Raw genomic sequence first — 26932 nt, 5'->3', positions numbered from 1 at the left:
TTACGTTGGGGAGGTTGTTGTAACCAGCGCGCAATATAAAACCCGAGCAGGTGAAACACGGCGGCACAAAACTCTTAAGCAGGACGCAAAAGGCGTCAGGACAGCGGTTGAACCGCAGATCTAGCAAGAGAGGAACGTGCACCATGGAACTTACCGCAGGTCACGTATGGGTCATGGTGGCGGCGGCGCTTGTGCTGTTCATGACACCTGGTCTGGCATTTTTCTACGGCGGCATGACACGCGCCAAGGCAGCCTTGAACATGATGATGATGAGCTTCATCTCCATCGGCATCGTGGGCGTCGTCTGGGTACTGTGGGGCGCCTCAATGAGCTCCGGCGAGGGCTTCATGGAGATCGTGGGCAACCCGTTCGCCACCTTCGGCCTCGAAGGCATCGATACCCCCGATGGTCTCATCAAGGTTGGCTATGCAGCCACCTTCGCCATCATCACCGTTGCACTGATCAGCGGCGCGATCGCTGACCGAGCCAAGTTCGGCGCCTGGAGCATCTTCGTTCCGGTATGGGTGACCCTGGTCTACTGCCCGCTGGCCTACATGGTCTGGGGTGGCGGCCTGTTCGGTCCCGAAGGCGCAATCGGCAAGGCCCTCGGCCCGGCCATCGACTTCGCCGGCGGCACCGTGGTGCACATCAACGCCGGTGTGGCGGCACTCGTCCTGGTCCTCATCATCGGCAACCGCCGCGGCTTCGGCAAGGACCCGAACCACCGCCCGCACAACATCCCGTTCGTCATGCTCGGCGCAGCGATCCTCTGGTTCGGCTGGTTCGGCTTCAACGGCGGTGCAGCAACAACAGCAGAGCAGGGTGGCCTGATCTGGATCAACACCCTGGCAGCTCCCGCAGCGGCCATGATCGGCTGGCTCATCACCGAACGTATCCGCGACGGTCACCCGACGTCCCTGGGCGCAGCATCCGGCGTGGTTGCCGGCCTCGTGGCCATCACCCCCGCATGTGCCAACGTCAGCCCGGTCGGGGCCCTGGGGCTTGGTGTGGTTGCCGGTGTGGCTTCCGCCTTGGCCGTTGGCCTGAAGTTCCGCTGGGGCTTCGATGACTCCCTGGATGTTGTGGGCGTCCACCTCGTCTCCGGCATCATCGGCACCGTGGCGCTGGGCTTCATCGCCCTTCCCGCCGACGGCGTGGGTGGCGGCCTCTTCTACGGCGGCGGCATGGCCCAGATGTGGGCCCAGCTCGCAGCGGCCGGCATCGCCATCGCGTTCTCGGCCATCATGACGGCCATCATCGCCTTCGCCATCCACAAGACCATGGGCTTCCGGGTCTCCACGGAACAGGAGAACGTTGGCGTCGACCTCAGCCTCCACGCTGAGACGGCCTACGAATTCGGAGTCAACGGCCACGGCGGCAGCTTCCAGCCGCTGCACAACGCCATGACTGGAAAGTCCGAAACCACCGCAGCCAAGGCCCCCGCAGAAGGCAAGGAGAGTGTCCAGGCATGAAGCTCATCACAGCGATCGTCCGTCCCGAAAAGCTTGAAGCAGTCCGGGAAGGCCTCGAATCATACGGGGTCCAGGGCCTGACGGTCAGCGCGGCCAGCGGCTACGGCCGCCAGCGCGGCTACACCGAGGTGTATCGCGGAGCCGAGTACAACGTGGATTTGCTGCCGAAGATCCGCATTGAGGTCCTCGCCACGGATGAGCAGGCCGACGACATCCTGGATGTCCTTATCGCCAGCTCCAACACCGGACGCGCCGGTGACGGCAAGGTGTGGACCGTGGATGTCTACGAAGCAGTCCGGGTCAGGACCGGGGAGCGCGGCTCGGCCGCAATCTAAGTCCTTCACCCAACAAGCGGGCCGGGTACCAGTCACTGGTACCCGGCCCGCTTTCGCGTGTTGACGTTGGCGTGAGGCCAGTTGCCTTCAGTCCGCCGCCTGACTTTAGTCCACGACGCCGGTGGGCCAGGCCGCCGGCCCCGCGCTGCCGGCGTCGTACTCTTCCAAAGGGACGTCGCCGCTCTCCCAGGCACGGAGCACCGGCTCGATGATCCGCCAGCAGTCCTCGGCCGTATCACCACGGACGGAAAGGAGGGGATCGCCGCTGATGATGCCCTCCAGCACTTCCCCATAGGGCAGCATGCCGGCCGCGTTGAGCTCGGTCACCAGGCTGGCGCGGTCCAGGGTGAAGATGTCGCCCGGGCCGTTCACGTCGACGTCAAGCTGGAGCACGTCCGGGCCGAAGCCGATGCGCAATTGGTTGGGGGAGTCCACGCCTGAGAATCCCCTGGGGAGGTGGGGGACCGGGCGGAAGGTGATGACGGCTTCCTTGCGCCGGCGTCCCATGGCCTTGCCGGAGCGCAGGATGAACGGAACCCCTTTCCAGCGCCAGTTGTCAATCTCCACCCGGACCTCGGCAAGGGTCTCAGTATTGCGGGCAGGGTCCACGCCTTCCTCGGCAGCGTAGTCCGGCACGGTTCGTTCGCCGAGGACCCCCGCGGTGTACCGTGCCCGCCGTGTGGAGTCCTTGAACGGGGCCTTGATGCTGCTGGCGCGCAGAACGGTTGCCACGGCGTCGCGCAGGTCCCGCTCCTCGATGGTTGCCGGCGCGTCGATCGCCAGGAAAGCCATGATGTGCAGGAGGTGGCTCTGGATCATGTCCCGGAGCGCCCCGGCAGTGTCGTAGTAGCGGGCGCGGCCTTCGAGGGCCAGATCCTCGTCAAAGACGATCTCCACTTTTTCGATGTGTTCGCGGTTCCACACGGGCTCCAGGAACCGGTTGGCGAATCGAAGTCCCAGGATGTTCAACACTGTGGCTTTGCCCAGGAAGTGGTCCACGCGGTGGATGTGGTCTTCGGGGACCAGGGCTGCGAGCGTCTTGTTCAGCTCGTGGGCGGATTCGGTGCCTGAGCCGAAGGGCTTCTCCATGACAAGGCGGGTCCCGGCAGGGACCTGATCGCCATGGAGCACCTCGCACGCCTTCTCGCTGACGTGCGGCGGCAAAGCGAAGTAGATGGCGACGGGGCCCTGCAGCCTGGCCAGGAGGTCCGCCAGGGGACCGTCCGCTGTGACATCAAGCTGGTGGTACCCGGTGGCGTCAGCGACTGTTGCCAGTGCCGCCCGGCCGGCATCATCAGCCGTGCCCGAGGCCGCGGTGAACGCGCCCGCAACCCGCTCCCGCCATTGTTCCTGGGACCAGGGGTCCGAGCCCGCACCTACCAGCTGCAATCCTGGCGCCTTGCCGGAAGCCAGCAGTCCGGCAAGTCCGGGCAGCAGGAGCCTTCCTGTCAGGTCCCCGGACGCGCCGAGGATGAGCAGCGTTTTTACAGTTGTTTTACTGGTCACTGTGCCAGCATGCCATCTTGCAGGTGCGACTTGGTACCCTAGATAGTCGAGTCCCCTAGTCGATTCAGATTTGTTGGGTTAAGACATGTTTGCTGGGGGCAATCGTCAAGACTCTGGTGTGCCGCATTTGGCCGCCATTCGCAGACCATCGAAAGAAGTGCACGGCGCGTGTTCAATTCACTCTCTGACCGGTTGACAGCAACCTTCAAGAACCTTCGTGGCAAGGGCCGCCTCACCGAGGCTGATGTTGATGCCACAGTCCGGGAGATCCGCCGCGCCCTGCTGGACGCGGATGTTGCAGTATCCGTGGTCCGTGAGTTCACCGGCCGCGTGCGCGAACGTGCCTTGGGTGCCGAGGTTTCGGGTGCGTTGAACCCGAGCCAGCAGATCGTCAAGATCGTCAACGAGGAACTCGTGGAGATCCTCGGTGGCGAGACCCGCCGGATCCGCCTGGCCAAGAACGGCCCCACCATCATCATGCTCGCCGGGCTCCAGGGTGCAGGTAAGACCACCCTCGCCGGCAAGCTGTCCAAGTGGCTTAAGGCACAGGGCCACAGCCCCATGCTGGTTGCTTGCGATCTTCAGCGCCCCAACGCCGTCACCCAGCTCCAAGTGGTGGGCCAGCGCGCCGGCGTCCCGGTGTTCGCTCCACACCCTGGTGCCACCTCCGAGCTCGAACACCCTGCCGGCGACCCCGTAGCCGTCGCCAAGGCAGGCGTCGAGGAAGCGCGCCAGAAGCTCCACGACGTCGTGATCGTCGATACCGCCGGCCGTCTTGGCGTAGACGCCGAGATGATGGACCAGGCCCGCCGGATCCGCCAGGCCATCATCCCCAACGAAGTCCTCTTCGTGATCGACTCCATGATCGGCCAGGACGCCGTCAACACGGCCATGGCCTTTGATGAAGGCGTCAACTTCACGGGCATCGTGCTGTCCAAGCTCGACGGCGACGCCCGCGGTGGTGCCGCGCTGTCGGTTGCGTCCGTGACCGGTAAGCCGGTGATGTTCGCCTCCACCGGTGAAGGCCTGGACGACTTCGAACTTTTCCACCCGGACCGCATGGCTTCCCGCATTCTGGATATGGGTGACGTCCTTACCTTGATCGAACAGGCTGAGAAGGCCTGGGACAAGGACGAAGCCGCCCGGATGGCGAAGAAGTTCGCCGACCAGGAAGACTTCACCCTGGACGACTTCCTCGCCCAGATGCAGCAGATCCGCAACATGGGCTCCATGAAGAAGATGCTCATGATGATGCCGGGTGCGCAGAACATCCGTCAGCAGCTTGAGAATTTCGATGAGAAGGAGATCGACCGCGTCGAAGCAATCGTCCGGTCTATGACGCCGCACGAACGCGTCGCTCCCAAGATCATCAACGGCTCCCGCCGCGCCCGTATCGCCAAGGGTTCCGGTGTCCACGTGTCCGAGGTCAATGGCCTGCTGGAGCGCTTCGCGCAGGCCCAGAAGATGATGAAGAAGCTCGCCCAGGGCGGCGGCATGCCGGGCATGCCGGGCATGCCCGGCCTTGGAGGTCCAGGCGGAGGCCGTAAGGGCGGCAAGAATGCGCCCAAGAAGAAGGCGCGTTCAGGCAACCCTGCCAAAGCGGCACAGGAGTTGCGCGATGCCGAAGCCAAGCGGGCGAACGCAGCCTCGGCTGCGCCGTCGGGCGCGGCTTTCGGCCAGGGGGCGGCAGACTTCGATCCCTCATCGCTCAACCTTCCCAAGGGCTTCGACAAGTTCCTCGGCAAGTAGGCCGTGGCTGACATCCCAACCGCGCCGCAGTTGGGATGTCGGGGCTGTGGAATAGGCTGAACCAATGCATAAGCAGCGCGTAGTCTTCGTTCACGGCCTGGGCAGCTTCGGTGCTGCGGCATGGCCGAAGCAGCACGGCATGGCCCTCGCTTATGACGCGTTGTTCCTGCGCCGGCATGGCTTTGACGCTGCAGCCGAGCCCGTGGGATCCAGCGTTGCCGCGGACGTTGCCATCGTCATCAATGCCTTGGCGGATACGGGGGGTGGCCACGTCGTTGCGCACGAGCAAGGCGCCATCTCCGCCATGCTTGCAGCCATCGAACGTCCGGACCTGGTGTACTCGCTGAGCTTGGTCGAGCCTGCTTGTTTATCCCTGACAGCCGAGCTACCAGCCACGGCCTCCCACCGCGCCCTGATGGAACCGCTGTTCGATGTACGGAGCCAGCTCAACGACGCCGACTATCAGCGGGAGTACTACCGCCGGGCGTTTTCTGCCGAAACGGGGGGATTGGATACTCCCGAAGCGCGGCGTTCCGCCCGCAGGCTCAGGCTCCAGGCCCCGCCCTGGGAGGCTCCGCTGCACATTGTGCCCGGCGTCCCAACGTTGGTCCTCACCGGTGGGTGGGAACCCCTGTACGAGGAAATCGCGGGGTACCTCCAGGAAACCGGCGCCCTCCGCCGTGTTGCCGCGGGAGGACACCGGCCCCAGGATTCAGTGGACGGCGATCAGATCATCCGATCGTTTGTTGGCGACGTCGGCCGGGCCATGTCAGTTCAGGCTTCCTGAGCCGGCCTCAAGCGTGTCTGGGCTGCCGGGTACCTGAAGTTCCGGCAAGTAGACCTTTCCGCCCGATGCCAGGAATTCCTGGCTCTTCCCGCGCATGCCGCTGTACATTTCCGCGATGGAGGTCTGCGCCTCTTCCGATCCGTATTCGTCACGGATGTCCTGGCTGATGCGCATCGAACAGAACTTGGGGCCGCACATGGAACAGAAATGGGCGGTCTTGGCCGGTTCTGCCGGCAGCGTTTCGTCGTGGAAGGCTTCCGCGGTCACAGGGTCCAACGAGAGGGCAAACTGGTCCCGCCAACGGAACTCGAACCTGGCCTTCGACAGGGCATCGTCACGCTCATGTGCCCCGGGATGACCCTTGGCGAGGTCGGCGGCGTGGGCTGCGATCTTATACGTGATGACACCGGTCTTGACGTCGTCTTTATTGGGAAGGCCCAAATGTTCCTTGGGGGTCACGTAGCAGAGCATGGCGGTGCCGTACCTGGCGATCTCGGTGGCGCCGATGGCTGAGGTGATGTGGTCATAGCCAGGAGCGACATCCGTGACCAAGGGTCCCAAGGTGTAGAAAGGGGCTCCCTTGCACAATTCCTGCTGGCGTTCCACATTTTCCCGGACCAGGTGGAACGGCACGTGGCCAGGTCCTTCCACCATCACCTGCACATCGAACTCCCACGCCCGCTCTGTCAGCTCGGCGAGGGTATCCAACTCGGCGAACTGGGCCGCGTCGTTGGCATCGGCGGTTGCGCCCGGGCGCAGGCCGTCGCCCAGGGAGAATGCGACGTCGTATTGGGCGAAGATTTCGCAGAGTTCGTCAAAGTGCGTGTAGAGGAAGTTCTCCTGGTGGTGCGCCAGGCACCAACCCGCCATGATGGACCCGCCCCGGGAGACAATTCCGGTGACCCGGTTGGCGGTCAGGGGCACATAGCGCAGCAGCACCCCGGCGTGGATGGTCATGTAGTCCACGCCCTGCTCACATTGCTCGATCACGGTGTCCCGGAAAATCTCCCACGTCAGCTTGTTCGCCTCGCCGTTGACCTTCTCCAGCGCCTGGTAGATAGGGACCGTCCCGATCGGGACCGGGGAGTTGCGGATGATCCACTCCCGGGTGGTGTGGATGTCATCCCCGGTGGAGAGATCCATGACGGTATCGGCACCCCACTGAGTGGCCCATTGAAGTTTGTCCACCTCCTCCGCGATGGAACTCGTCACGGCTGAGTTGCCGATGTTGGCGTTGATCTTCACCAGGAAGGCCTTGCCGATGATCATCGGCTCTGACTCAGGGTGGTTGATGTTGTTCGGAATGATCGCCCGTCCTGCGGCAACCTCGCTGCGGACCAACTCAACGTCGCAGTTCTCCCGCAACGCGACGAACTGCATCTCGGGAGTCACCGTGCCCTGCTTGGCGTAGTGCATCTGCGTGACGGTTTTACCTTCGACGGCGCGGCGGGGCACAGGTTGGGTGCCCTTCCACTCCGCTGATGCTTCCCCGCGCCGAACCGCTGACTTGCCGTCGTCCAGCAGGTTTCGTTCCCGTCCGCGGTAGGCCACGGTGTCGCCACGGGCTTCGATCCATGGAGCGCGGAAGGGCTCAAGCCCCACAACGGGATCACTGCCGGGACCTGCAGTGCGGTACACCTGGAACGCCGGGTTGGCTTTGCCGTTGGGCGACGGATCCAAGGCGATCTCCGTGACGGGAACCCGGATCCCGTGGTCCGGGTCTTCGCGGTAGGCCAATGAATGGGATTTCAGCGATTGGGTCACGGATTCCGGCGTCTTTGCGCTGGATTCGGACCGGTTTTGGGCAGGGCTGTGCTGTGTTTTGGTGGTGCTCAAAGGATTACTCACTTCCTTCGCCGGCATTACCCGGACAGGTTCAACGGTCGCAGACTGCATCAGTCCGATCTCAGCCCCTGCAGGGGCCCCCGTGTGGTCGTAGACGAAGCTACCACAGCTCCCCGGAGGCTCCCAGTCACATGGAGTCCGGGGTTGCCGTCCCCTGAACTTCCCTGGACCTGCGGACTAGGCTTTTTCCATGGCCAAGATCATCGAATTCACCGGACCCGTGCTCGTGTCCCGGAACGACCAGCGGTACGGCATGTGGTCCGTGGACGGCACCCTGACGTTTGTGCGCCCCACGACGGCACCGGACCGCGTGCTGGATGGCTGGGTCCTCCCGGGCTTCGTTGATGCCCACTGCCACATCGGTTTGGGAGTGGGCGGCGCCGTTGACGAGCAGACCACTCTCGCCCAGGCCCAGGCTGACCTCGACGCCGGGACGCTGCTGATCCGGGATGCCGGATCACCCAGTGACACCCGGTGGGTCCAGCAACGTCCGGACGTGCCCCGGCTGATCCGGGCCGGAAGACATATTGCCCGGAGCCGGCGGTACCTCCGCGGTTTGGGGCACGAAATCGAACCCGACCAACTTGTGGAGACCGTCCGGAAGGAAGCCTGGGATGGTGACGGGTGGGTCAAGCTGGTGGGGGACTGGATCGACCGCGGCGTGGGCGACCTCGCCGCCTCCTTCCCCGCCAAAATCGTCAAGGACGCCATCGCTGCCGCCCACGATGAAGGTGCCCGGGTAACGGCCCACTGCTTTGCCGAGGACACACTGGACGACATGCTGGATGCAGGCATCGACTGCATCGAACATGCCACGGGCCTGCTGCCGAGACACCTTCCGCGTTTGGTGGAGCAGGCCGTGCCGATCGTTCCCACCCTGGTCAATATCGCGACCTTTCCTGACATTGCTGCCCAGGCTGCCCCGAAGTTTCCCGACTATGCGGACCACATGGTGCGGCTTTGGGAGCGGCGGCGCGAGCGTGTGCTGGAGGCCTATGAGGCCGGTGTGGCCATTTATGCGGGCACGGATGCCGGCAGCGTGATTAAGCACGGCAGGATCGCCGACGAAATGAAGGAACTGCACGACGCCGGCCTGCCGCCGGCCGCGGTCCTGGACGCCGCGGCGTGGCGCGCCCGGGAGTGGCTGGGAGCCGAGGGCATCAGCGAAGGGGCGAGTGCCGACGTCGTGCTGTGTTCCGAGGATCCCAGAATCCAGCTGGAGGCTGTTTCCCACCTCAAGCACATCGTTCTGCGCGGTTCCTTGGTCCGTTAGGAATAAATTGAAGCTTCAAGTAATTTAGTAGGATAGAAGGTGCCGATGAGCGGCCACCTCAGAACCGGGAGCTTCACATGACCACACCACTCAGCCAGGATCTTCTGCCTGCCGAACTCACCATGGGCACCGTCATGCTCAAGGTCGGCGACATGAAGGTCATGAGCGACTACTACCAGCGGGCCCTTGGCTTGGAAGTCGTGGCCGAGCAGGATGGCGGGCTCTACCTCGGGCGCGTCGGAAAGCCCGTGGTCCACCTTGCCCCGGCCTCCGGCCTGCACATTCCGGGCCGCGGGGAAGCCGGTCTGTTCCACACGGCCATCCTGTTCCAGGACCAGCCTTCACTGGCTGCCACCATCGCCACTGCCGCCGAATACGAGCCGCGCGCATTCGCGGGCAGTGCCGACCACCTGGTCAGCGAAGCGTTCTACTTCACCGACCCTGAAGGCAATGGCATTGAGCTCTACTACGACAAGCCGCGGGAACTCTGGCAGTGGGACGGCAAGAGCGTGGTAATGGACAACGTAGCCCTGCCACCGCAGCGTTTCCTCCAGCAGCACCTGAGTGAAGCCGCGGTGACCGGACAGCGCGAGGCGGCGGCCGGCATCGGGCATGTCCACCTTCAGGTGGGCAACGTCGAGACCGCCCAAGCCTTCTATGTTGAGACCCTCGGCTTCGAAAGGACCGCGGGTTGGCACGGCCAGGCGCTGTTCGTTTCCGCCGGCGGCTATCACCACCACATGGCCATGAACGTATGGAACAGCCGTGGCGCCGGGCCCCGCAAGGACACGCTGGGCCTGGGGGAAGTGCTCATTGAGGTCCCTGGCGCCGACGACGTAGCGGCGCTTGCGGATCGCTTGAAGATCGCAGGGGTGCAGAATCACCACACCGGAGCCGAACTTCAGTTCGAGGATCCGTGGCGGAACAAACTGCGGGTCGCCGTCCGCTAAGCAGCGCCACCCCCGCAGCGCCGGATCACTCCCGCCGCGCTGGCCACTCCTGCACTAGGCTGGGCAGTGACGGCACGGAACCAATCAGGGTTTTGTGCCGCCGCCCCGTCAGCACGAAGGAATGAGAGTTTCCATGGGCTTTGCCGAAATTTTTGTAGCCACCCACGATGAAGCGCTCAAGAGGGCAGCGGCCCTGGATAAGGGCGCGGGTGTCACCGGCCCCGCCGTCAGGATTGACGGCATTACCGATTTCGAAGTGGAGCAGTTGGGTGATCTTGCCGGCCAGGCGGTCCACGCAGCCGGCGCCGACTATGAACTTGCCCTGGTTGATGTCACCAGCGATGCACTTCTGGGTGTCCCCGAAGCCATGGTGCGGGCACTGGCCGAGCTGTTGACGTACGAGAGCGAAGGCGAGGCAAATGTCCTCGATGACGTTGCTGCCGCCTGGGCTGCGCAGGACGACATGCCCTTCGATGCCGCCCAATCCCGCCAGTACGTCCAGCAGTTGGCCGCCTTGGCAACCGATGTTGAAAAGGTGGAGCGCTCCGGGCTCTACGTCTGGTCCGAATAGCACCCCTCGCTCGGGTTTGGGTGCACTTTGCGCCCCCCGCGGGTGAGCAACAACACACGGGCCCACGTGGCGTAAGTCGTATTTGCTCCGGGCATCTGGCACAATAGACAGGTACTCGATCGGTGCGGCCCCTCTCTCCGTGCTCGTATCTTGTCCTTCGAACCGTCCAGTATGGCCCGCCCCACGGGTGCAGAACGTCGGGTTCACCTCGTTTCAGAAACAGGAGTGACCACAAAAGTGGCCGTAAAGATTCGCCTTAAGCGCTTCGGTAAGATGCGCGCACCGTACTACCGCATTGTCGTCATGGATGCCCGCGCCAAGCGCGACGGCCGTGCCATTGAAGAAATCGGCAAGTACCACCCCACCGAAGAGCCGTCGTACATCGAGGTCGCTTCCGAGCGCGCCCAGTACTGGCTTTCCGTTGGCGCCCAGCCGACCGAGCAGGTTGCTGCGATCCTCAAGATCACCGGTGACTGGCAGAAGTTCAAGGGCCTCCCGGGCCAGGAAGGCACCCTGAAGACCAAAGCTCCGAAGGAAGCCTTCGTAGCACCGGAGAAGGGTTCCGTCATCATTCCGGAAGCCATCACCAAGAAGGCCAAGAAGGACGAAGCAGAAGCTCCGGCCGAGGCTGAAGCAGAGACCACCGAGGCTGAGTAAATTGCTGGCAGAAGCGCTCGAGCACTTGGTCCGTGGGATCGTTGACAGCCCTGAGGATGTCAAGGTCAGTGCCAAGAACAACCGCCGCGGGGAATCCCTTGAGGTGCGCGTTCACCAGGAGGACCTCGGACGGGTGATCGGCCGTCAAGGACGCACCGCACGCGCATTGCGCACAGTGGTTGCGGCTTTGGCAGGTGGCGAGCAGGTCAGGGTCGACGTCGTCGACACCGACCGCCGCCGGTAACGCGCTCAGCACTGCTTGTCTTAGGTCCGGCCCCTTCACCGAATATGGTGGAGGGGCCGGATTGCTTTATCCACCATTTCATCACCGTGGCTGCCCGGCGGCGCGGAACACAAGAATTCAGAGGAACCCATGCAGCTCCAGGTGGCCCGGATCGGCAAACCCCATGGCATCCGCGGCGAGGTGACCGTCCAGGTACTCACCGACGCCCCTTCCGAGCGATTCGTCGCAGGAACCGAGTTCATTGTGGAACCGGCATCGGCTGGCCCGTTGACCATCAGCAGTGCCCGGTGGAACAAAGACATCCTGCTGCTGGGCTTCGAGGAAATCGCGGACCGCAACGAAGCGGAAGTCATCCGTGGTGCGAAGCTCTTCATCGAGACCGAGGAGCTTGACGACGAAGACGACGACGAAGGCTGGTACGAGCACGAGCTGGTCGGCCTCGAGGCGCGGGTTGGTTCGCAGGTAGTTGGCAAGGTGGCCGCCCTCAACACCATGCCCGTTCAAGACCTGCTGATGGTCAAGACGGACGAGGGCAAGGAAATTCTGGTGCCCTTCGTCGAGGAGATCGTTCCCGAGGTCAACGTGGCGGGCGGGTACATCCTGATCACCCCGCCGGCCGGTCTTTTTGAGGTCAACGACGACTCATCCGAGGAGCCCAAGGACGGCGCGGGGGATGAAGCCTGAATGAGGATTGACGTTGTCAGCATCTTCCCGGAGTACCTTGCGCCGTTGGAGCTCTCGCTCATAGGCAAAGCCCGCCAGGACGGTCTGCTGGAACTGAACGTCCACGACCTACGCGCGTTCACTACGGACAGGCACAGGACTGTGGACGATACGCCCTATGGTGGCGGCGCAGGAATGGTGATGAAGCCGGAACCGTGGGCGCAGGCCCTCGAATCAGTGGCCGGTGGCCGCGAAGGCTCCAAGCCTGTACTGATTGTTCCGTCGCCGGCAGGGGAGCGGTTCAACCAGGCCCTCGCCTACGAGCTTGCCGAGGAGGAACAGCTTGTTTTCGCCTGCGGGCGGTATGAAGGCATTGATGAACGCGTCATCGACTGGGCGCAGGACCGCTTCACGGTCCGTCCCGTCAGCCTCGGTGATTATGTGCTCAACGGCGGCGAAGTTGCCGTGCTGGCCATGGTCGAAGCCATTGGCCGGCTGCTTCCAGGCGTGGTGGGAAACCCCGAATCCCTGGTGGAGGAGTCCCATTCGGACGGCCTCCTGGAGTACCCCGTCTACACCAAGCCGTCCGCGTGGCGCGATCATGACGTCCCTGCTGTCCTGCTGAGCGGGAACCACGGAAAAATCGCCCAGTGGCGACGCCACGAGCAATTCCGGAGGACCGCAGAGCGCCGTCCGGACCTTATGGAAACGTTCGACGCCGGTGCGTTGAGCCGCGCTGACCGCAACGCCCTCGCTGACCTCGGGTACGACGTCGTCGACGGTCGCTTGCGTCCCCGGCCCGGTGGCGACGCCGCAATCTGAGGTCCGCTGCCGCCGTCGAACGTTCAACAGTCATGACAGTTGGCCCGATGGCAGCGCATATGGCAGAATTAACCCTTGTGTCTACTGGGCTGACACCTGCCACAGGGGGAGTTCAGCCAACAGTCGGGCAACCCGGCCGCGCCAATCAGTGGTGGAGCCGGACACTAAGAAACTTCGGCGGAGATTTTCGGTGGCCTTTCGTGCCCCGGGCTTGTCTGCCGTAACCCAAAGTGAATGACCTGTGGCGTTCACCAGGAGTGGATTAATGCATATCCTCGATAGCGTAGATGCAGCCTCGCTGCGTAACGATGTTCCTGAGTTCCGCGCGGGTGACACCCTCAAGGTTCACGTCAACATCATCGAAGGCAAGAACTCCCGCGTCCAGGTATTCCAGGGCTTCGTCCTGGGCCGCCAGGGTGACGGCGTTCGCGAAACCTTCACCGTGCGCAAGGTTTCCTTCGGTGTCGGCGTAGAGCGTACCTTCCCGGTACACTCCCCGATCATCGACAAGATCGAGGTCGTCACCAAGGGTGACGTCCGCCGCGCCAAGCTTTACTACATGCGCGCACTGCGCGGTAAGGCTGCGAAGATCAAGGAAAAGCGCGACTTCGCCAAGTAAGTCCTGCGACTTATGTAACGGGTCCAGGATTCGTGCCCGGTTGTTCCGGAGCAATCCGCAACGCAACAGGGATACGAGTCATGGACACATCAGAACGCCAGCCCCGGAAACAGGGCTGGCGTTTTGTTTTCCTGGCGCTGGTCCTCGCCGTAGCCATCAGCGGACTGGTCCGGTCCTTGTGGCTGGACGTTTACTACATCCCGTCCGAATCGATGGAACCCCTCCTCGGGGCAGGGGACAGGATCCTGGTGTCACGGACGGCCTTTACTTCCGAGCCGATCCGCCGCGGTGACATCGTGGTCTTCGACGGCCGTGGCTCGTTCGCTCCGCTGAGCAGCGGACAAGGTCCTTTTGTTGACGCCGTCTCGGCCGCAAGCCAATGGTTTGGACTGACCGGCAGCGACACCACCTATGTCAAGCGGGTCATCGGCGTTGCAGGGGACCGCGTCCAGTGCTGCGATTCCAGCGGTTACCTCACAGTCAACGGCCAGCCGGTTGAGGAACCCTATGTGTATCCAGGGGATGAACCCAGCAAGCAGAAATTCGACGTCGTGGTCCCTGATGGCCGCCTATGGCTGATGGGCGACCACCGCTCCCGGTCAGCCGACTCCCGGGGACTGCTGGGTGCACCCGGCGGCGGCATGGTTCCTGTGGAACGCGTGATCGGCCGACCGGTCCGGATCATCTGGCCACTTGATAGATTTGCAGAGATGCCTCGCTCTACGCAGGCCGAAACATCGAAGAACGGACAGTAGATGCCGGACAAAGCTCCAGAGAATCCCGAGCGGTACGACGACGACGCCCGGGTCTCGGACGGAACGGCACCTGCCGCCGGGGTGGATGATTCGCGCCAAACCGACGACGCGTCAAGTGTTCCCGGCACCGCCGGCTCTGCCGGCGACAACGGCAAACCGGCCGCCCGTGAAACCTCGGGCGGCGCCCACGCAGTGGAGAAGCCCCGCAAGAACCCTGTCCTGGTCTGGGTCAAGGAGATTGTGACCGTGGTGGCCATCGCGCTGGTGCTGTCCTTCCTGCTCAAGACTTTCCTTTTCCGGGCGTTCTACATCCCGTCGGAGTCCATGGAAAGCACCCTTGACGTCAATGACCGCATTTTCATTAACCTCCTGGTTCCTGAACCCTTCGCCCTGCAACGTGGCGATGTTGTGGTGTTCAAGGACTCCCAGAACTGGTTGACGCCGGTGGCCAAAGAGCCCGCCGGCCCCATGGACTGGGTAGGGGACGCACTGGAGTTTGTGGGGTTGGCTGCCGACGACAATGAGCAGCACCTCGTCAAGCGTGTCATCGGCCTTCCCGGGGACCGGGTTTCCTGCTGCGATGCCCAGGGTCGTGTCAGTATTAATGGTGTGCCGTTGGATGAGACGTATATCAACGCGGCGGAAATCCCGCAGCCGAATGCCTTCGACATTGTTGTTCCGGAGGGCAAGGTGTGGGTGATGGGCGATAACCGCAATCATTCCGCGGACTCACGGGCCCACCAGGAGAGCAACGGCGGCTTCATCAACATCGAAGATGTTGAGGGCAGGGCCACTGTCATAGCCTGGCCCGTGAATCGCTGGACCTACCTCGACAACTTTTCGGACGTCTTCCGCGATGTCCCTGAAAGCACCCCGGCAAAGTAATGGAAGCAACGGCTGCCGGTCCCAAGGGCAAGGCGCAGGTCAAAGTCCCGGCCAAGACCAAGAAGAAGGCCAGGCCCACCACCAAGGCCAAGAACCCTGTGGGTGTCCCCACCCTCGACGTGGAGCGGTCCTTCCTGACGCCCGGTGTCCGGTTGCTGGCCGGCGTGGATGAGGTGGGCCGTGGCGCCCTGGCCGGACCCGTCAGCGTAGGGATTGCCGTGGTCAACCTCGAGGACCATGGCTTGTTGGCCGATGTCCGGGACAGCAAACTTCTCAAGCCCGAGGATCGTGACAGGCTGGAACCCTTGGTCCGCGAATGGGCGGTTGCCTCCGCCGTAGGGCACGCCTCGTCCAGGGAAATTGATGACATTGGCATTATTGCCGCCTTGCGCCTGGCAGGAACGCGTGCATGGCTTGAGATCCTGGCCAACGGGATCACGCCCGACGTCGTCCTCCTGGATGGCAGCCACAACTGGCTCTCCCCGGATGTTCAGGCTTCCCTTTTTGACGAGCCCGCTCCGGGACCTTGGTGCGAGGCTCCCGTACACACCCGAGTCAAAGCAGACATGAGCTGCCTCAGCGTTGCCGCCGCCAGCGTCCTGGCCAAAGTGGCCCGTGACCGCATCATGGTGGACCTCCATTCGGAGGTCCCTGCCTACGGGTGGAACGAGAACAAGGGATATGCCACCTCAGCCCACAGGGATGTGATCCGGCTCCAGGGGCCAAGCGCCTACCACCGGACCAGTTGGAACCTCACGGGGCCTGAAGCCGGCTGACGGCACACCGCACAGTGTTGCGGCTCTGCTGTGTCATCGGGGCGGAGTCTGTGTGGCGCGTGCCGCCCGGCAGATAGTGCAAGATGGAACTATGAGTGCCGAGGACCTTGAGAACTATGAAACCGACATGGAGCTGCAGCTCTACCGCGAATACAGGGATGTTGTCGGTCTGTTCAGCTACGTCGTGGAAACTGAACGACGGTTCTACCTGGCTAATCATGTGGATCTACAGGCACGCAGCGCGGACGGTGAAGTCTACTTCGACCTGACCCTGCAGGATGCCTGGGTATGGGATGTTTACCGCTCAGCGCGTTTCGTGAAGAACGTCCGTGTGATCACGTTCAAGGACGTCAATGTCGAAGAACTCCCCCGCAGCGAAGACCTGTCTTTGCCCAAGGATGGCGGGCTCGGAGACTTGGGCGATCTCGGAAACTAGTTTCGACCCTTCCTCCACAGCAGTGATCCGGGAGGATTTACCCACATAGCCTCCTGAGCCCCTGCCGCCCACCGCTTCCAGCCGGAAAGCTGGTAAGCGGAGGTGATGGTCATGAGAGCAAAAGACCTGCTGGGCCGCAGCGGCGAGGCCCTGGCGGCCGGTTTTCTGGAAAACCAGGGGATGCGGATCGTCGATCGTAATTGGCGCTGCGCAGACGGTGAAATCGACATCGTAGCGATCGACGGAGACACCCTGGTGGTGGCTGAAGTCAAGACCCGCCGGAGCCTTGACTACGGGCATCCTTTTGAAGCGGTGGGGACTGCCAAGTTGGCCCGGCTCCATCGCTTGGCTTCATCGTGGTGCCGGGAACATGAGCTGAAGGCACCCCGCAGGCGCGTCGACGTCGTGTCGGTCATCGACAACGGCGTGGGCGAGCCCGAGCTTGACCACCTGCGGGGTGTGGGCTGAATGGGAGTGGGGCGCAGCTACTGCGTTGCCCTGGTGGGCCTCAACGGCTACATCGTGGAGGTTGAAGCCGACATCGGCCAGACGCTTCCGAACTTTGTCATTCTGGGCTTGCCGGACGCTGCACTGAATGAAGCCAAGGAACGAATCCGGTCGGCTGCCCAAAACTCCGGGATACCCCTGAGCCGGCGAAAGATCACAGCCAACCTGATACCGGCGTCGCTCCCCAAACGGGGCTCCGGCTTTGACCTGGCGATTACCATGGCGGTTCTTTGCGCCGCCAACGACGTCCGTTCCATCGGCGGGACGGTCTTCATCGCGGAACTGGGTTTGGACGGTCGATTGCGGCCGGTCCGGGGCATTCTGCCGGCGGTGATGGCGGCCGTTCAGGCTGGCTATCCCGACGTCGTGGTAGCCGACTCAAACGCCGTGGAGGCTTCCTTGGTACCGGGCGCGAACGTCCGCGGATACAAGACGCTCGCCAGGCTCGCGTTCGACTTCGGGGCCGACCCCAAGGAGTTGGCCCTCGACTACGACCCCGGGGACGGCTGTGTCCCTGACGGCGACGACGGCGACCATGCCATGGTGCCGGACCTTTGCGATGTGTCGGGCCAAGGTGAGGCGCGCCGCGCGCTTGAAGTGGCCGCCGCCGGCGGGCACCACATGCTGCTGACAGGGCCGCCGGGTGCTGGGAAAACAATGCTGGCGGAGCGTCTGCCCGGACTCCTCCCGGACTTGGCAGATAACGCTGCGATGGAGGTGACGGCCATCCATTCGTTGGCGGCCGTACAATCCTCGGCCGTGCGGCTGATCCGTAGGCCGCCTTTCGAGAACCCGCATCACAGTGCCACAGCTGCGGCCATCATTGGCGGTGGATCCGGACTTCCGCGCCCGGGTGCTGCCTCCCGGGCGCATCGCGGCGTGTTGTTCCTGGACGAAGCCCCGGAGTATGAACGCCGTGTGCTCGATGCGCTCCGGCAGCCGCTGGAGAGTGGGGAACTGGTAATTCACCGCTCGGCAGGAACGGCGGCGTACCCAGCCCGTTTCCAACTCATCCTTGCTGCCAACCCTTGCCCGTGCGGGAAGGCGTCAGGCAAGGGCATGGACTGCACCTGTACTGCCATGATGCGGCGGCGGTACTTCGGGAGGATGTCGGGCCCGCTGCTGGACCGGGTAGACATCCAGCTCCAGGTTGAACGGGTCTCTTTGGCGGATTTCGGTCAGGCAGGACGGGAAGAGGACACAGGCGCTGTAGCGGCCCGGGTATTGGCGGCGAGGGAAGCCCAGTTGGACCGGTTGCAGAAATTGGGGCTTGAAACGAACTCCCAAGTTCCAGGACGCACCTTGCGCGGCGAACTGCGGCTGTCGTCGGGGACCACCCGGATCCTGGACACCGCATTGGAACGCGGCACGTTGACTGCCCGCGGTTACGATCGCGTCCTTCGGTTGGCATGGACGCTCGCCGACCTGGGACACAGCGGGACACCGGATGTTGACCATATCGGCCAGGCGCTCGGGCTGCGACAAGCGGCGGGTGCGACATGACAGACATTGAATCGAAGGGAAGCAATCCAGTGGCAGCAGTGGGGATGCAGGACAAAGAACGGATTGCGCGGGCAGCACTTGCCCGGCTCATGGAGCCGCAGGACTCCGTGGGGCTCGCCTTGGTACGGGCTCTCGGGGCGGTAGATGCCCTGGGCGTGGCCACCGGGGAACTGTCGACGGGTCCCACCGTGGAGCAGGAGATTTCCGCCCTGCTGGTTGAAGCCGGGGGACCGTCCACTTGGATGGGGCTCCCGGCTACTCTCCGGAGATGGGCGCCGCGCGTCAGTGACCTTGCACCGGAGCGTGACCTTGAAACCATGCGTCGGCTGGGTGGGCGTTTGATCATTCCCGGGGATGGGTTATGGCCGGAGCAACTGGAGAACCTTGGTCTCCAGGAACCGCTCTGTCTGTGGTGGCGGGGCCAGGAGCAGCCGCTGCCGCCCCTGGATCGAAGCATTGCCTTGGTGGGGTCGAGAGACAGCACGAGTTATGGCGCGTCCGTTACGGGAGACTTCGCGTATGGCTTGGCGCAGCGCGGCTACACGGTGATCTCCGGAGGCGCCTATGGCATTGATGCCCATGCGCACCGAGGGGCGCTCAGCGGCGGGGGAGCGGGACTGCCCACCATTGCCGTGATGGCCGGCGGTGTGGACCGCTTCTACCCCTCCGGCAACGAGGACCTGCTCCGGGCGGTTGCCACCCAAGGGGCTGTCATTTCGGAGGTGCCGCCTGGGTCGGCCCCTACCCGGTACCGGTTCCTGCAGCGGAACAGGATCATTGCCGCCCTGGCATCCGTCACCGTCGTGGTGGAGGCTCGTTGGCGCTCCGGTGCTCTCAATACTGCTCATCATGCAGAATCGATCGGCAGGGTTGTCGCGACGGTCCCGGGATCCATTCACAGCGCCAACTCGGCAGGTTGCCATCGCCTGCTGCGGGACGGAGGAGCTGTGTGCGTCACTGACGTGGGTGAGGTCGCCGAACTTGCCGGAGCAATCGGAGAATCCAACAGCGAGGAAAAGACTGCCGACGCGGCTGTGCACGATGGCTTGTCGCTGGAAGATCTCATCCTTCTGGATGCTCTGCCCCTCCGATCCACCAGTTCCGTGGAGAAGCTGACCGTGGTGGCTGGCCTGAGCCCGGATGCTGTGCGCGCAGGCCTCGGTCGGTTGGGACTCATGGGATTGGCCAGCTCGGAACGAGGCGCCTGGAAACGGGCCCAAAAAACCTGACCAGGAGTGGAAACATGTTGATCCGAACTGTTGGCGCCCGATGCTGGCACAGTGGGAGGTGTGAACGGACAATCACTGCCATCATCGATGCTCAGCGCACTTGCCGGCTTTCGCCGTTACCTGGAGGGTGAACGGGCGAGGTCGGCGCACACTGTGCGTGCCTATCTTGCAGATGTGGAGAGCCTCCTCGGTTTTGCCGTTCAGGAGGGTATCGAAGAGCTCGGCCAGCTCGAGCTGGGTTCCCTGCGTCGCTGGCTTGGCGCGCAGAGTGAAGCGGGCATGGCCAGGGCTACCCTGGCCCGCCGGGCCGCGACCGCCAGGTCTTTCACCGCCTGGGCCCTGAGGGAGGAAATCATTGCCGCAGACCCGGCGATCCGTCTTCAGGCACCCAAACGGGATAAATCTCTGCCAGGAGTCCTTCAGCAGCAACAGGTGACCCGTATGGTGGATGACCTGAATACGGCCGCCGCAGAAGGAGGCCCCATGGCTGTTCGCAACCGGGCCATGGTGGAACTCCTGTACGCCACAGGAGTTCGCGTCGGAGAACTTGCCGGCCTGGACATTGATGACCTCGACCCGGACCGGCGGACTCTCCGGGTTCTGGGCAAGGGAAACAAGGAGCGGACTGTACCCTATGGTGTCCCGGCAGCTGTGGCAGTCGATGACTGGCTTCGTCGGGGTCGTCCTGCCGTGGTCACCTCCAGCAGCGGGCCGGCCCTTTTCTTGGGGCTCCGGGGCAACCGGGTTGATCCACGCCAGATCCGGGCCGTGGTCAGTGAGTTGCTGCAAGCCTTGGGCGATACGTCGGCCACGGGTCCTCATGCGCTCAGGCACAGCGCGGCCACCCACCTTTTGGACGGGGGAGCGGACCTGCGCGCCGTCCAGGAAATTCTAGGACACAGCAGCCTGGCGACCACGCAGATTTATACCCACGTGTCCGTAGACCGGCTGAGGAAAAGCTATCAGCAGGCGCACCCCAGGGCCTGAACAGCACCGCTCATGAGCCGCACTGGCGGAAACCGGCGCCGTACGGCAAAATAAGAGCACCACGGGGAAACCTTCAATTCACAGTTGAGGGTTCTCTTTGTGCCAAGATCGTCAGTAGCACTTCACATAACTGAATAGCCTGTCAGGGCCCACAGAGATTTCATGGCATCCGGCAGCAACAGCAAACATCCAGGCAGAGGTCGTTGGGGAAGACGTACCTACAGCTATGGAGGATGGAATGTCTGTTGCAACAACCCGCGGTGTCCTGTTTGTGCACTCGGCCCCTACGGCACTTTGCCCGCACGTAGAGTGGGCCATTGGATCGGTCGTGGACAAGCGGACCGATCTTGAGTGGACCCCTCAACCTGCTGCGCCTGGAATGTTCCGGGCGGAGTTGTCGTGGACGGGAACGCCCGGCACGGGGGCGCAGTTGGCGTCGGCCCTTCGGGGTTGGGCCCACCTGCGTTATGAGGTCACTGAAGAACCGAGTCAGGGAGTGGACGGCGCCCGTTGGTCCCACACCCCGGAGCTCGGAATTTTCCATGCCGTCACCGACGTCCATGGCAACATCATGGTCACCGAGGACCGCATCCGCTATGCCTATGAATCGGGCGCAGGCGACCCCTCAGCTGTCTACCACGAGCTGTCCCTGGCGCTGGGTGAGGCGTGGGATGAGGAACTCGAACCCTTCCGGCATGCAGCAGAGGGCGCTCCGGTTCGCTGGCTGCACCAGGTCGGATAGCAGGGCAGCACCAGATAAGGCGACCGCGCAAAGTCCGCCGATTGCATCCAACTTGATCCAACGAGAAGCGTCTTCCATAGCAATGAGAAGGGCCCCACCTGGAGGTGGGGCCCTTCTCACGTTTCAACCAAGGAGCGTGCTCCGAGTCCGGTCAGACGTTCCTGACCGCAATGACGGCGTTGTGTCCTCCGAAGCCGAAGGAGTTGCTCAGCGCCACGATGTCGCCGCTGGGAAGATCGCGGACGGACGTCACGACGTCGAGGGGGATCTCGGGATCCTGGTTTTCGAGGTTGATGGTCACTGGGGCCTTGCGCTCGTAGACCGCCAGCACGGTCAATACCGCTTCAACGGCCCCTGAAGCGCCCAGGAGGTGGCCCATCTGCGACTTGGTGGCAGAGACCGCCACATTGTCTACGTGGGTCCCCAGGGCTGCACGCAGCGCCGTGTACTCGGGCTTGTCGCCGACAGGAGTCGAGGTGGCATGTGCATTGACGTGGACCACGTCCTCGGCCTGGATGCGGCCATCGAACATTGCCGCCTTCAGAGCGCGGGTAGCACCAAGGCCTTCGGGGTCAGGTGCGGTGATGTGGTAGGCATCCGCTGTGACGGACGTTCCGGCCAGTTCGGCATAGATGCGGGCCCCACGGGCAATGGCGTGTTCCTCGGCCTCGAGGACCAGTGCGCCGGCACCTTCACCCATGACGAAACCGTCGCGGTCGGTGTCGTACGGGCGGGAGGCACGCTCTGGCTCGTCGTTGCGGCGGGACAATGCCTGCATCGACGAGAACGCGGCCAACGGCATCGGGTGGATGGCAGCTTCAGCGCCACCGCACACTACGACGTCTGCTTTGCCGGAGCGGATCAGGTCCAGGCCCAGATGGAGGGCTTCGGTGCCGGACGCGCACGCCGAAACCGGGGTGTGCGCTCCGGCGCGGGCGCCGAGGTCAAGGCTGACCGCTGCGGCCACGCCGTTGGGCATGAGCATGGGCACGGTCATGGGCAGGACCCGGCGCGGGCCCTTGTCCCTGAGCGTGTCCCAGGCATCCAGGAGGGTCCAGACTCCGCCGATTCCAGTGGCGAAGGCCACTGCGAGGCGGTCGTGGTCGATCTCTTCGATACCGGAGTCGGACCAGGCTTCACGTGCGGCGATGACACCAAACTGCGTGGATGGGTCCATGCGCTTGGCCTCAACGCGGCTCAGAACCTCAAGTGCCGGCGTGGAGCACCGGGCAGCAAAGTGAACGGGGAGGTCGTACTTGGCCACCCACTCGTCTTCGAGCGTGCGGGCGCCGGAGACCCCTTTCAGCGCGTTCTTCCACATTGTGGGTACGTCGCCGCCGATGGGAGTGGTGGCCCCCAGACCGGTTATGACTACTTTGCGTGCCATGCGATCACTCTCTGTCGGATCAGCCATCCCTCCTGCAGCGTTCACAAGGGGAGGCAAAAAAATCTTTGGGTGGTATTGCGGCTGTGCCGGGCGCAGGGACGATAATCCCGGCCCGGCACAGCTGGTGTCAGGACTAGGCCTGTGCGTTGGCGATGAAGCTGACGGCGTCGCCGACGGTCTTGAGGTTCTTGACCTCTTCGTCCGGGATACGAACGCCGAACTTCTCTTCAGCGTTAACGACGATGGTCATCATGGAGATGGAGTCGATGTCCAGGTCCTCGGTGAAGGACTTGTCGAGCTCTACGGCTTCGGTGGCGAGGCCCGTCTCTTCGTTGACGATTTCAGCCAGGCCGGCCAGGATCTCTTCGTTGCTAGCCATTGTTGGCTCCTTTTCTTGTTGTACCGGCTACTGCCGGAAAGGGGGCAAACCGCGGGTTACGGTTTGGGTTTGTAAGTCGTATTCAGTTGGCTGGAGGTATCCGGGACAAGTCCCGATCTACGGAAGAACCACTACCTGGGCGCCGAAGACCAGTCCGGCGCCGAACCCGATCTGCAGGGCCAGGCCGCCGCTCAGCCCAGGGTTTTCCTGAAGCAGGCGGTGCGTTGCCAGCGGGATCGACGCTGCGGAGGTATTGCCCGCTTGCGCGATGTCGCGGCCGATGACAACGGATTCGGGAAGCTTGAGCTTCTTGACCATCTCGTCGATGATCCGCATGTTTGCCTGGTGCGGAACGAAGGCAGCGAGGTCGCTTGCTTCAATGCCGGCGGCGTCCAAAGCCTGCTGGGCAACCTTGGCCATCTCCCATACGGCCCAGCGGAACACGGTCTGACCGTCCTGCCGCAGGGTAGGCCATACATCCTGGGTTGCCGAAAGAATGGCGGGATCGTCGATTTCATCGGAGTGCCGGGCGGACTCGCCCAGCTTCTTGACGTCCTCAAGGGAGTGGGTCATGCCGATGGCGTCCCACTTGCTGCCGTCTGAGCCCCAGACGGAGGGGCCGATGCCAGGAGTGTCGGACGGGCCAACCACCACAGCACCTGCGCCGTCGCCGAGGAGGAACGAGATGGTGCGTTCGTGGTTGTCGATGACATCGGAAAGCTTCTCTGCGCCAACGACCAGGACGTATTGGGCTGCGCCGGAACGAACCAGTGCATCGGCCTGGGCCACGCCGTAGCAGTACCCGGCACAGGCGGCCGAGATATCGAAGGCGGGTGCCGGCGTCGCACCCAAACGTTCGGTGAGCGCAGCCGCAGCGGACGGCGTAGCGTAAGGGTGCGTCACGGTGGACACGATCACGGCGCCCAGTTGGGACGCTTCGATGCCGGCTTGCTGCAGCGCTTCGCGTGCGGCGCCTTCGGCCATGTCGATGACGCTGATGTCAGCAGCAGCACGGTGGCGGGTGATGATGCCGGTGCGCTGGCGGATCCATTCGTCGGAGGAGTCGATCCACTGACAGACGTCCTCGTTGGTGACAATGACGTCGGGGCGATAGGCGCCAATGCCGAGGATGCGGGCATTCTCGTTGACAACAGCCTTGTTCAACACGGGAGTGCTCATGCCTCTCCCTCCAATTCTGCGAAGAGCGCGAGAGCCGCGGAAAGGTCATCCGGGGTCTTGACGGCGACAGTCTTGACGCCGGGCATGCCGCGCTTTGCGAGTCCCGCGAGAGTGCCGGCGGGGGCCAGCTCGATCACGCCGGTGACACCGCGGCTGACGAGCGTTTCCATGCATTTGTCCCAGCGGACGGGACGGGAAACCTGGGCGATCAGGCTGTCGACGGCGGCAGGTCCGGCAGTGACTTCCTTGCCGTCGTAGTTGGACAGCAGGGGAACGGCCGGGTTCTGCGGTGACAGCGACGGTTTGAGGGACTCTAGAGCGCTGACGGCCGGGGCCATGTGGGAGGTGTGGAAGGCTCCTGCGACCTTGAGCGGGATCACACGCGCCTTGGCCGGCGGATTCTCTGCCAAGGCCTTGAGCTGATCGAAGGTGCCTGCTGCGACCGTCTGTCCGGCGCCATTGACGTTCGCGGGCGTTGCTCCGGAGGCTTCGATGGCTGCCAGGACCTCAGCGGGATCGCCGCCCACCACAGCACTCATGCCGGTGGGGGTGACAGCAGCTGCGGCGGCCATGCTGTTGGCGCGTTCCCGCACGAAGGTCATGGCTTCAGTTTCCGTGAGGACACCTGCCAGGGCAGAAGCGGTGATTTCGCCTACGGAGTGGCCTGCGAGGATCACGGGGAGGGTGCTGAGTTCGACGTCGAACAACGACGTGGCAGCAACCAGCCCGGCCGCAACAATCAGCGGCTGGGCCACCGCGGTGTCCTTGATGGTTTCTTCATCCGAGGTGGTGCCGTGGGCCTTGAGGTCAATGCCTGCGATCTCGCTCAGGTTGGCCAGTTGGCCTTCGACGGAGGGGAGTTCAAGCCAAGGGGCCAAAAATCCGGGGGTCTGGGAGCCCTGTCCAGGGCAGACGATTGCAAGCACGTATCCAGCTTTCCAAATTGCCACGTGATCCACTGGTGTTTTGGTACACCAAGCTCACTGGGTCAGTTTGTAGGAAGTCTACAACGGTTCAGTTCTGTGAACGCGACGTATGACGTTCGGGAGCGGCTTTCGGTTGGGCTGAAAGCCGGCCTACCACCAGCGCGGTTTGGAGGACGAAAGCTTCCCTTGGGAGGAGCGGATCCCAGCCTGTCACGTCGCAGACACGCTTCAAACGGTAGCGCACTGTGTTGGCATGGACGAACAGTTCGCGTGCCGTGGCTTCCAGGGAATGCCCTAGCTCCAGGTAGGTTCCCAGGGTCTCCACCAAGCCGTTTGAGGCGGCAAGCAGCGGCCGGTAGATGTTCTTGATCAAGGACCTGCGGGCGGCGTCATCACCGGAGACAACACGTTCTGGAAGAAGGTCGTCGGCGGCCACTGGTCGTGGGGCGGCGGGCCACGCACGCGCGGCTGTGAGTCCCGCGAATGCTGCCTGGGCCGAGCTGCTGGCCTCCAACAAAGACCCGGCCTCGGGACCATAGACCACAGCGCCCGGCGCAAAAAGTTCGCTGAGTTTGAGGTAGGCGGTGTCACGGTCCTGGACACCACCAAGGATCAGGATGAGCCGGTCACCCTGGATTCCCACCAGTGCGTCCTCGGCGAAACGCCCGGCAGTCCGGCGGAGTTCGCTGACGTAGCTGGCGCTTGGTTCGGACGGCGAATTCCCCACCATCACCGTGAAGCGCTCCTGGGCTTTCCAGCCAAGGGCTGCGATCCGGGACCGCAATGCATCCGTGTTCTCACCGCGAAGGATGGCGTCCACAATCAGTGCTTCCAGGCGGGTATCCCAGGAGCCGCGGGACTCGGCGGCCCGGGCGTAGACGTCCGCAGCTGCAAAGGCCACTTCCCGTGAATAACGGAGGACGGCTTCGCGAAGTGAGGGCTGGTCCGATTCCGGCGCGATCACCGGTACCTGGTCCTCCACCACCTCCACCACGATGCGGATCAGTTGCAAGGCTTTTTGCAGGCTGATGGATCGGGTCAGTTCCGTGGGGGCGTTGCCGAATACGTCCGTGAGAATCCACGACGGCGAGCTGGGGCGTTCGTACCAGGTCACGAACGCGGCGATGCCGTTCTGTGCCACGAGGCCCAGCGCCGAGCGCTCATCGGAACTCAAACGGCTGTACCAGGGCAGCGACTTCTCGAGTTGGCGCATGGTGCTGGTGGACAGTTGGCCCACGTTGGCACGGAGTTGACGCAGAGTTTCGGCCTTTTCAGGCGACAATGCCTGGGTTGCTGCCTTGCGCTTGGTGGTGGTTTTGCTCGGCTCTGCCATGGAATGAGCATACGGCCCATCCCGGGCAAGCTCCATTTGTGAGAAGGCTACAACTTGCGTTGTTGCTGGTCACATGCACGGGAGTCGTCTTTCCAGGCGGTTAAACCACGACGGCGGCCGCCACCTTTCGGTGGAAGCCGCCGTTTCGTTGGGTGCTGGAGTGGCCCTTGGTACCGGACTGCGTCCGAGGGTTTTCCTGCGGTGGTTAGGCTTCGCCGCCTGCGCCGCCAGTGGTGCCGGCGTTCACATCCAGGAGCCGGTACTTCTCGATGGCCTTCTCCAAGGCACCTTCTTCAACTTCTCCCTTGGCGGCAAGGAGTTGCAGGGTTTTGGCGACGATGGAGTGGGTGTCGTTTTTGAAGTAGCGGCGTGCGGCTTGGCGGGTGTCGGAGAAGCCGAAGCCGTCTGCTCCGAG

29 protein-coding genes and 1 riboswitch are annotated in these 26932 nt (G+C 63.4%); of the genes, 21 read left to right on the top strand and 8 right to left on the bottom strand.

The genetic code is table 11. The features are described from left to right. Nucleotides 1–143 precede the first annotated feature (143 nt). A complete protein-coding gene (locus ACIQLI_RS21530) occupies nt 144–1472 on the top strand; it encodes an ammonium transporter (RefSeq protein WP_354228543.1) in 1329 nt (442 codons plus the stop codon). Next, entirely contained in the window at nt 1469–1807 is a 339-nt protein-coding gene (locus tag ACIQLI_RS21525; protein WP_089595433.1) for a P-II family nitrogen regulator, read from the top strand. The genes ACIQLI_RS21530 and ACIQLI_RS21525 overlap by 4 nt, the downstream gene beginning before the upstream one ends. A 105-nt stretch (nt 1808–1912) precedes the next feature. Here ACIQLI_RS21525 and ACIQLI_RS21520 read toward each other — a convergent pair whose 3' ends face one another. Then, nucleotides 1913–3313, bottom strand: coding sequence for a glucose-6-phosphate dehydrogenase (locus ACIQLI_RS21520; RefSeq protein ID WP_400392265.1), 1401 nt, complete (start codon nt 3311–3313; stop codon nt 1913–1915). Between the two features lie 168 nt (nt 3314–3481). On the opposite strand from ACIQLI_RS21520, the gene ffh reads away from it, so the two are divergent. Both ffh and ACIQLI_RS21510 read left to right on the top strand, forming a co-directional pair. Continuing rightward, nucleotides 3482–5062, top strand: coding sequence for a signal recognition particle protein (ffh, locus tag ACIQLI_RS21515; protein ID WP_089595431.1), 1581 nt, complete (start codon nt 3482–3484; stop codon nt 5060–5062). Between the two features lie 64 nt (nt 5063–5126). Next, entirely contained in the window at nt 5127–5849 is a 723-nt protein-coding gene (locus ACIQLI_RS21510; protein ID WP_400392261.1) for an alpha/beta fold hydrolase, read from the top strand. Here ACIQLI_RS21510 and thiC read toward each other — a convergent pair. Further along, nucleotides 5832–7685 carry a phosphomethylpyrimidine synthase ThiC gene (gene thiC, locus ACIQLI_RS21505; RefSeq protein ID WP_400392258.1) on the bottom strand — a complete coding sequence of 618 codons (1854 nt, stop codon included), beginning with the start codon at nt 7683–7685 and terminating at the stop codon, nt 5832–5834. The genes ACIQLI_RS21510 and thiC overlap by 18 nt on opposite strands. Next, nucleotides 7681–7788, bottom strand: a riboswitch (TPP riboswitch). (Overlaps the previous gene by 5 nt.) Nucleotides 7789–7884: 96 nt before the next feature. Between thiC and ACIQLI_RS21500 the strand changes: the two genes are divergently transcribed. The 17 genes from ACIQLI_RS21500 (at nt 7885) to ACIQLI_RS21420 (ending at nt 21313) form a co-directional block, all read left to right on the top strand. Further along, on the top strand, nt 7885–8967 hold the full coding sequence (locus tag ACIQLI_RS21500) for an amidohydrolase family protein (protein ID WP_400392255.1): 1083 nt from the start codon (nt 7885–7887) through the stop codon (nt 8965–8967). Between the two features lie 77 nt (nt 8968–9044). After that, on the top strand, nt 9045–9917 hold the full coding sequence (locus ACIQLI_RS21495) for a VOC family protein (protein WP_354228554.1): 873 nt from the start codon (nt 9045–9047) through the stop codon (nt 9915–9917). A 133-nt stretch (nt 9918–10050) separates the two neighbouring features. Then, nucleotides 10051–10488, top strand: a complete 438-nt coding sequence (locus tag ACIQLI_RS21490) for a hypothetical protein (protein WP_354228556.1) — start codon at nt 10051–10053, stop codon at nt 10486–10488. 237 nt (nt 10489–10725) lie between these two features. After that, the gene (rpsP, locus tag ACIQLI_RS21485) at nt 10726–11145 is read left to right on the top strand and encodes a 30S ribosomal protein S16 (RefSeq protein ID WP_017199647.1); all 420 of its coding nucleotides are present in this window, start codon (nt 10726–10728) and stop codon (nt 11143–11145) included. Nucleotide 11146: 1 nt separating this feature from the next. Next, on the top strand, nt 11147–11389 hold the full coding sequence (locus ACIQLI_RS21480) for an RNA-binding protein (RefSeq protein WP_011775119.1): 243 nt from the start codon (nt 11147–11149) through the stop codon (nt 11387–11389). Nucleotides 11390–11518: 129 nt separating this feature from the next. Next, nucleotides 11519–12073: a ribosome maturation factor RimM gene (gene rimM, locus ACIQLI_RS21475; protein ID WP_400392251.1), complete on the top strand. Its 555-nt coding sequence runs from the start codon at nt 11519–11521 to the stop codon at nt 12071–12073. Next, the gene (gene trmD, locus ACIQLI_RS21470; protein ID WP_400392248.1) at nt 12074–12874 is read left to right on the top strand and encodes a tRNA (guanosine(37)-N1)-methyltransferase TrmD; all 801 of its coding nucleotides are present in this window, start codon (nt 12074–12076) and stop codon (nt 12872–12874) included. Nucleotides 12875–13139: 265 nt separating this feature from the next. Then, the gene (rplS, locus tag ACIQLI_RS21465) at nt 13140–13493 is read left to right on the top strand and encodes a 50S ribosomal protein L19 (protein WP_014922079.1); all 354 of its coding nucleotides are present in this window, start codon (nt 13140–13142) and stop codon (nt 13491–13493) included. 80 nt (nt 13494–13573) lie between these two features. After that, nucleotides 13574–14248, top strand: coding sequence for a signal peptidase I (gene lepB / locus ACIQLI_RS21460; protein ID WP_354228565.1), 675 nt, complete (start codon nt 13574–13576; stop codon nt 14246–14248). Beyond that, nucleotides 14249–15133 carry a signal peptidase I gene (gene lepB, locus ACIQLI_RS21455; protein ID WP_400392245.1) on the top strand — a complete coding sequence of 295 codons (885 nt, stop codon included), beginning with the start codon at nt 14249–14251 and terminating at the stop codon, nt 15131–15133. After that, nucleotides 15133–15909 (top strand): ribonuclease HII, encoded by a 777-nt coding sequence (locus tag ACIQLI_RS21450; RefSeq protein ID WP_400392242.1) that lies wholly within the window; start codon nt 15133–15135, stop codon nt 15907–15909. Before lepB (ACIQLI_RS21455) ends, ACIQLI_RS21450 begins: the two co-directional genes overlap by 1 nt. Nucleotides 15910–16000: 91 nt before the next feature. Then, on the top strand, nt 16001–16345 hold the full coding sequence (locus ACIQLI_RS21445; protein ID WP_089595421.1) for a DUF2469 domain-containing protein: 345 nt from the start codon (nt 16001–16003) through the stop codon (nt 16343–16345). Nucleotides 16346–16447: 102 nt separating this feature from the next. Further along, nucleotides 16448–16813, top strand: a complete 366-nt coding sequence (locus ACIQLI_RS21440; protein ID WP_354228572.1) for a YraN family protein — start codon at nt 16448–16450, stop codon at nt 16811–16813. Beyond that, nucleotides 16814–18355: a YifB family Mg chelatase-like AAA ATPase gene (locus ACIQLI_RS21435; protein ID WP_400392238.1), complete on the top strand. Its 1542-nt coding sequence runs from the start codon at nt 16814–16816 to the stop codon at nt 18353–18355. Further along, entirely contained in the window at nt 18352–19584 is a 1233-nt protein-coding gene (gene dprA, locus ACIQLI_RS21430; RefSeq protein ID WP_400392237.1) for a DNA-processing protein DprA, read from the top strand. The genes ACIQLI_RS21435 and dprA overlap by 4 nt, the downstream gene beginning before the upstream one ends. An 87-nt stretch (nt 19585–19671) precedes the next feature. After that, nucleotides 19672–20571 (top strand): tyrosine recombinase XerC, encoded by a 900-nt coding sequence (locus tag ACIQLI_RS21425; RefSeq protein WP_354228618.1) that lies wholly within the window; start codon nt 19672–19674, stop codon nt 20569–20571. A gap of 238 nt (nt 20572–20809) precedes the next feature. Beyond that, nucleotides 20810–21313, top strand: coding sequence for a DUF3145 domain-containing protein (locus ACIQLI_RS21420; protein WP_026005636.1), 504 nt, complete (start codon nt 20810–20812; stop codon nt 21311–21313). Between the two features lie 151 nt (nt 21314–21464). Here ACIQLI_RS21420 and ACIQLI_RS21415 read toward each other — a convergent pair whose 3' ends face one another. The 6 genes from ACIQLI_RS21415 to ACIQLI_RS21390 form a co-directional block, all read right to left on the bottom strand. Beyond that, nucleotides 21465–22700, bottom strand: a complete 1236-nt coding sequence (locus ACIQLI_RS21415; protein ID WP_207593783.1) for a beta-ketoacyl synthase — start codon at nt 22698–22700, stop codon at nt 21465–21467. Nucleotides 22701–22833: 133 nt separating this feature from the next. Continuing rightward, nucleotides 22834–23079 (bottom strand): acyl carrier protein, encoded by a 246-nt coding sequence (locus tag ACIQLI_RS21410; protein ID WP_011692310.1) that lies wholly within the window; start codon nt 23077–23079, stop codon nt 22834–22836. Between the two features lie 117 nt (nt 23080–23196). After that, nucleotides 23197–24258: a beta-ketoacyl-ACP synthase III gene (locus ACIQLI_RS21405; RefSeq protein WP_354228581.1), complete on the bottom strand. Its 1062-nt coding sequence runs from the start codon at nt 24256–24258 to the stop codon at nt 23197–23199. Then, nucleotides 24255–25184 (bottom strand): ACP S-malonyltransferase, encoded by a 930-nt coding sequence (locus ACIQLI_RS21400; RefSeq protein ID WP_400392232.1) that lies wholly within the window; start codon nt 25182–25184, stop codon nt 24255–24257. Before ACIQLI_RS21400 ends, ACIQLI_RS21405 begins: the two co-directional genes overlap by 4 nt. An 88-nt stretch (nt 25185–25272) precedes the next feature. Next, nucleotides 25273–26517 (bottom strand): helix-turn-helix domain-containing protein, encoded by a 1245-nt coding sequence (locus ACIQLI_RS21395; protein WP_354228585.1) that lies wholly within the window; start codon nt 26515–26517, stop codon nt 25273–25275. Nucleotides 26518–26722: 205 nt separating this feature from the next. Further along, on the bottom strand, nt 26723–26932 hold a 210-nt coding region (locus tag ACIQLI_RS21390), incomplete at its 5' end, for a hypothetical protein (RefSeq protein WP_400392229.1).

Source organism: Paenarthrobacter sp. NPDC091669, from assembly GCF_044756725.1.
Taxonomy (GTDB): domain Bacteria; phylum Actinomycetota; class Actinomycetes; order Actinomycetales; family Micrococcaceae; genus Arthrobacter; species Arthrobacter bambusae_C.
The sequence above is the reverse complement of the archived record's forward strand: the minus strand, read 5'-3'. Positions and strand labels throughout refer to the sequence as shown.

Coding starts and splice junctions, on each gene's coding strand:
- ACIQLI_RS21425 (WP_354228618.1), top strand. CDS start 19,672: ATGCTCAGCGCACTTGCCGGCTTTCGCCGTTACCTGGAGGGTGAACGG.
- ACIQLI_RS21405 (WP_354228581.1), bottom strand. CDS start 24,258: ATGAGCACTCCCGTGTTGAACAAGGCTGTTGTCAACGAGAATGCCCGC.
- ACIQLI_RS21420 (WP_026005636.1), top strand. CDS start 20,810: ATGTCTGTTGCAACAACCCGCGGTGTCCTGTTTGTGCACTCGGCCCCT.
- ACIQLI_RS21525 (WP_089595433.1), top strand. CDS start 1,469: ATGAAGCTCATCACAGCGATCGTCCGTCCCGAAAAGCTTGAAGCAGTC.
- lepB (WP_400392245.1), top strand. CDS start 14,249: ATGCCGGACAAAGCTCCAGAGAATCCCGAGCGGTACGACGACGACGCC.
- ACIQLI_RS21395 (WP_354228585.1), bottom strand. CDS start 26,517: ATGGCAGAGCCGAGCAAAACCACCACCAAGCGCAAGGCAGCAACCCAG.
- ACIQLI_RS21510 (WP_400392261.1), top strand. CDS start 5,127: ATGCATAAGCAGCGCGTAGTCTTCGTTCACGGCCTGGGCAGCTTCGGT.
- rplS (WP_014922079.1), top strand. CDS start 13,140: ATGCATATCCTCGATAGCGTAGATGCAGCCTCGCTGCGTAACGATGTT.
- ACIQLI_RS21410 (WP_011692310.1), bottom strand. CDS start 23,079: ATGGCTAGCAACGAAGAGATCCTGGCCGGCCTGGCTGAAATCGTCAAC.
- ACIQLI_RS21445 (WP_089595421.1), top strand. CDS start 16,001: ATGAGTGCCGAGGACCTTGAGAACTATGAAACCGACATGGAGCTGCAG.
- lepB (WP_354228565.1), top strand. CDS start 13,574: ATGGACACATCAGAACGCCAGCCCCGGAAACAGGGCTGGCGTTTTGTT.
- ACIQLI_RS21415 (WP_207593783.1), bottom strand. CDS start 22,700: ATGGCACGCAAAGTAGTCATAACCGGTCTGGGGGCCACCACTCCCATC.
- ACIQLI_RS21490 (WP_354228556.1), top strand. CDS start 10,051: ATGGGCTTTGCCGAAATTTTTGTAGCCACCCACGATGAAGCGCTCAAG.
- ACIQLI_RS21530 (WP_354228543.1), top strand. CDS start 144: ATGGAACTTACCGCAGGTCACGTATGGGTCATGGTGGCGGCGGCGCTT.
- trmD (WP_400392248.1), top strand. CDS start 12,074: ATGAGGATTGACGTTGTCAGCATCTTCCCGGAGTACCTTGCGCCGTTG.
- ACIQLI_RS21500 (WP_400392255.1), top strand. CDS start 7,885: ATGGCCAAGATCATCGAATTCACCGGACCCGTGCTCGTGTCCCGGAAC.
- ACIQLI_RS21450 (WP_400392242.1), top strand. CDS start 15,133: ATGGAAGCAACGGCTGCCGGTCCCAAGGGCAAGGCGCAGGTCAAAGTC.
- ACIQLI_RS21495 (WP_354228554.1), top strand. CDS start 9,045: ATGACCACACCACTCAGCCAGGATCTTCTGCCTGCCGAACTCACCATG.
- ACIQLI_RS21435 (WP_400392238.1), top strand. CDS start 16,814: ATGGGAGTGGGGCGCAGCTACTGCGTTGCCCTGGTGGGCCTCAACGGC.
- rimM (WP_400392251.1), top strand. CDS start 11,519: ATGCAGCTCCAGGTGGCCCGGATCGGCAAACCCCATGGCATCCGCGGC.
- dprA (WP_400392237.1), top strand. CDS start 18,352: ATGACAGACATTGAATCGAAGGGAAGCAATCCAGTGGCAGCAGTGGGG.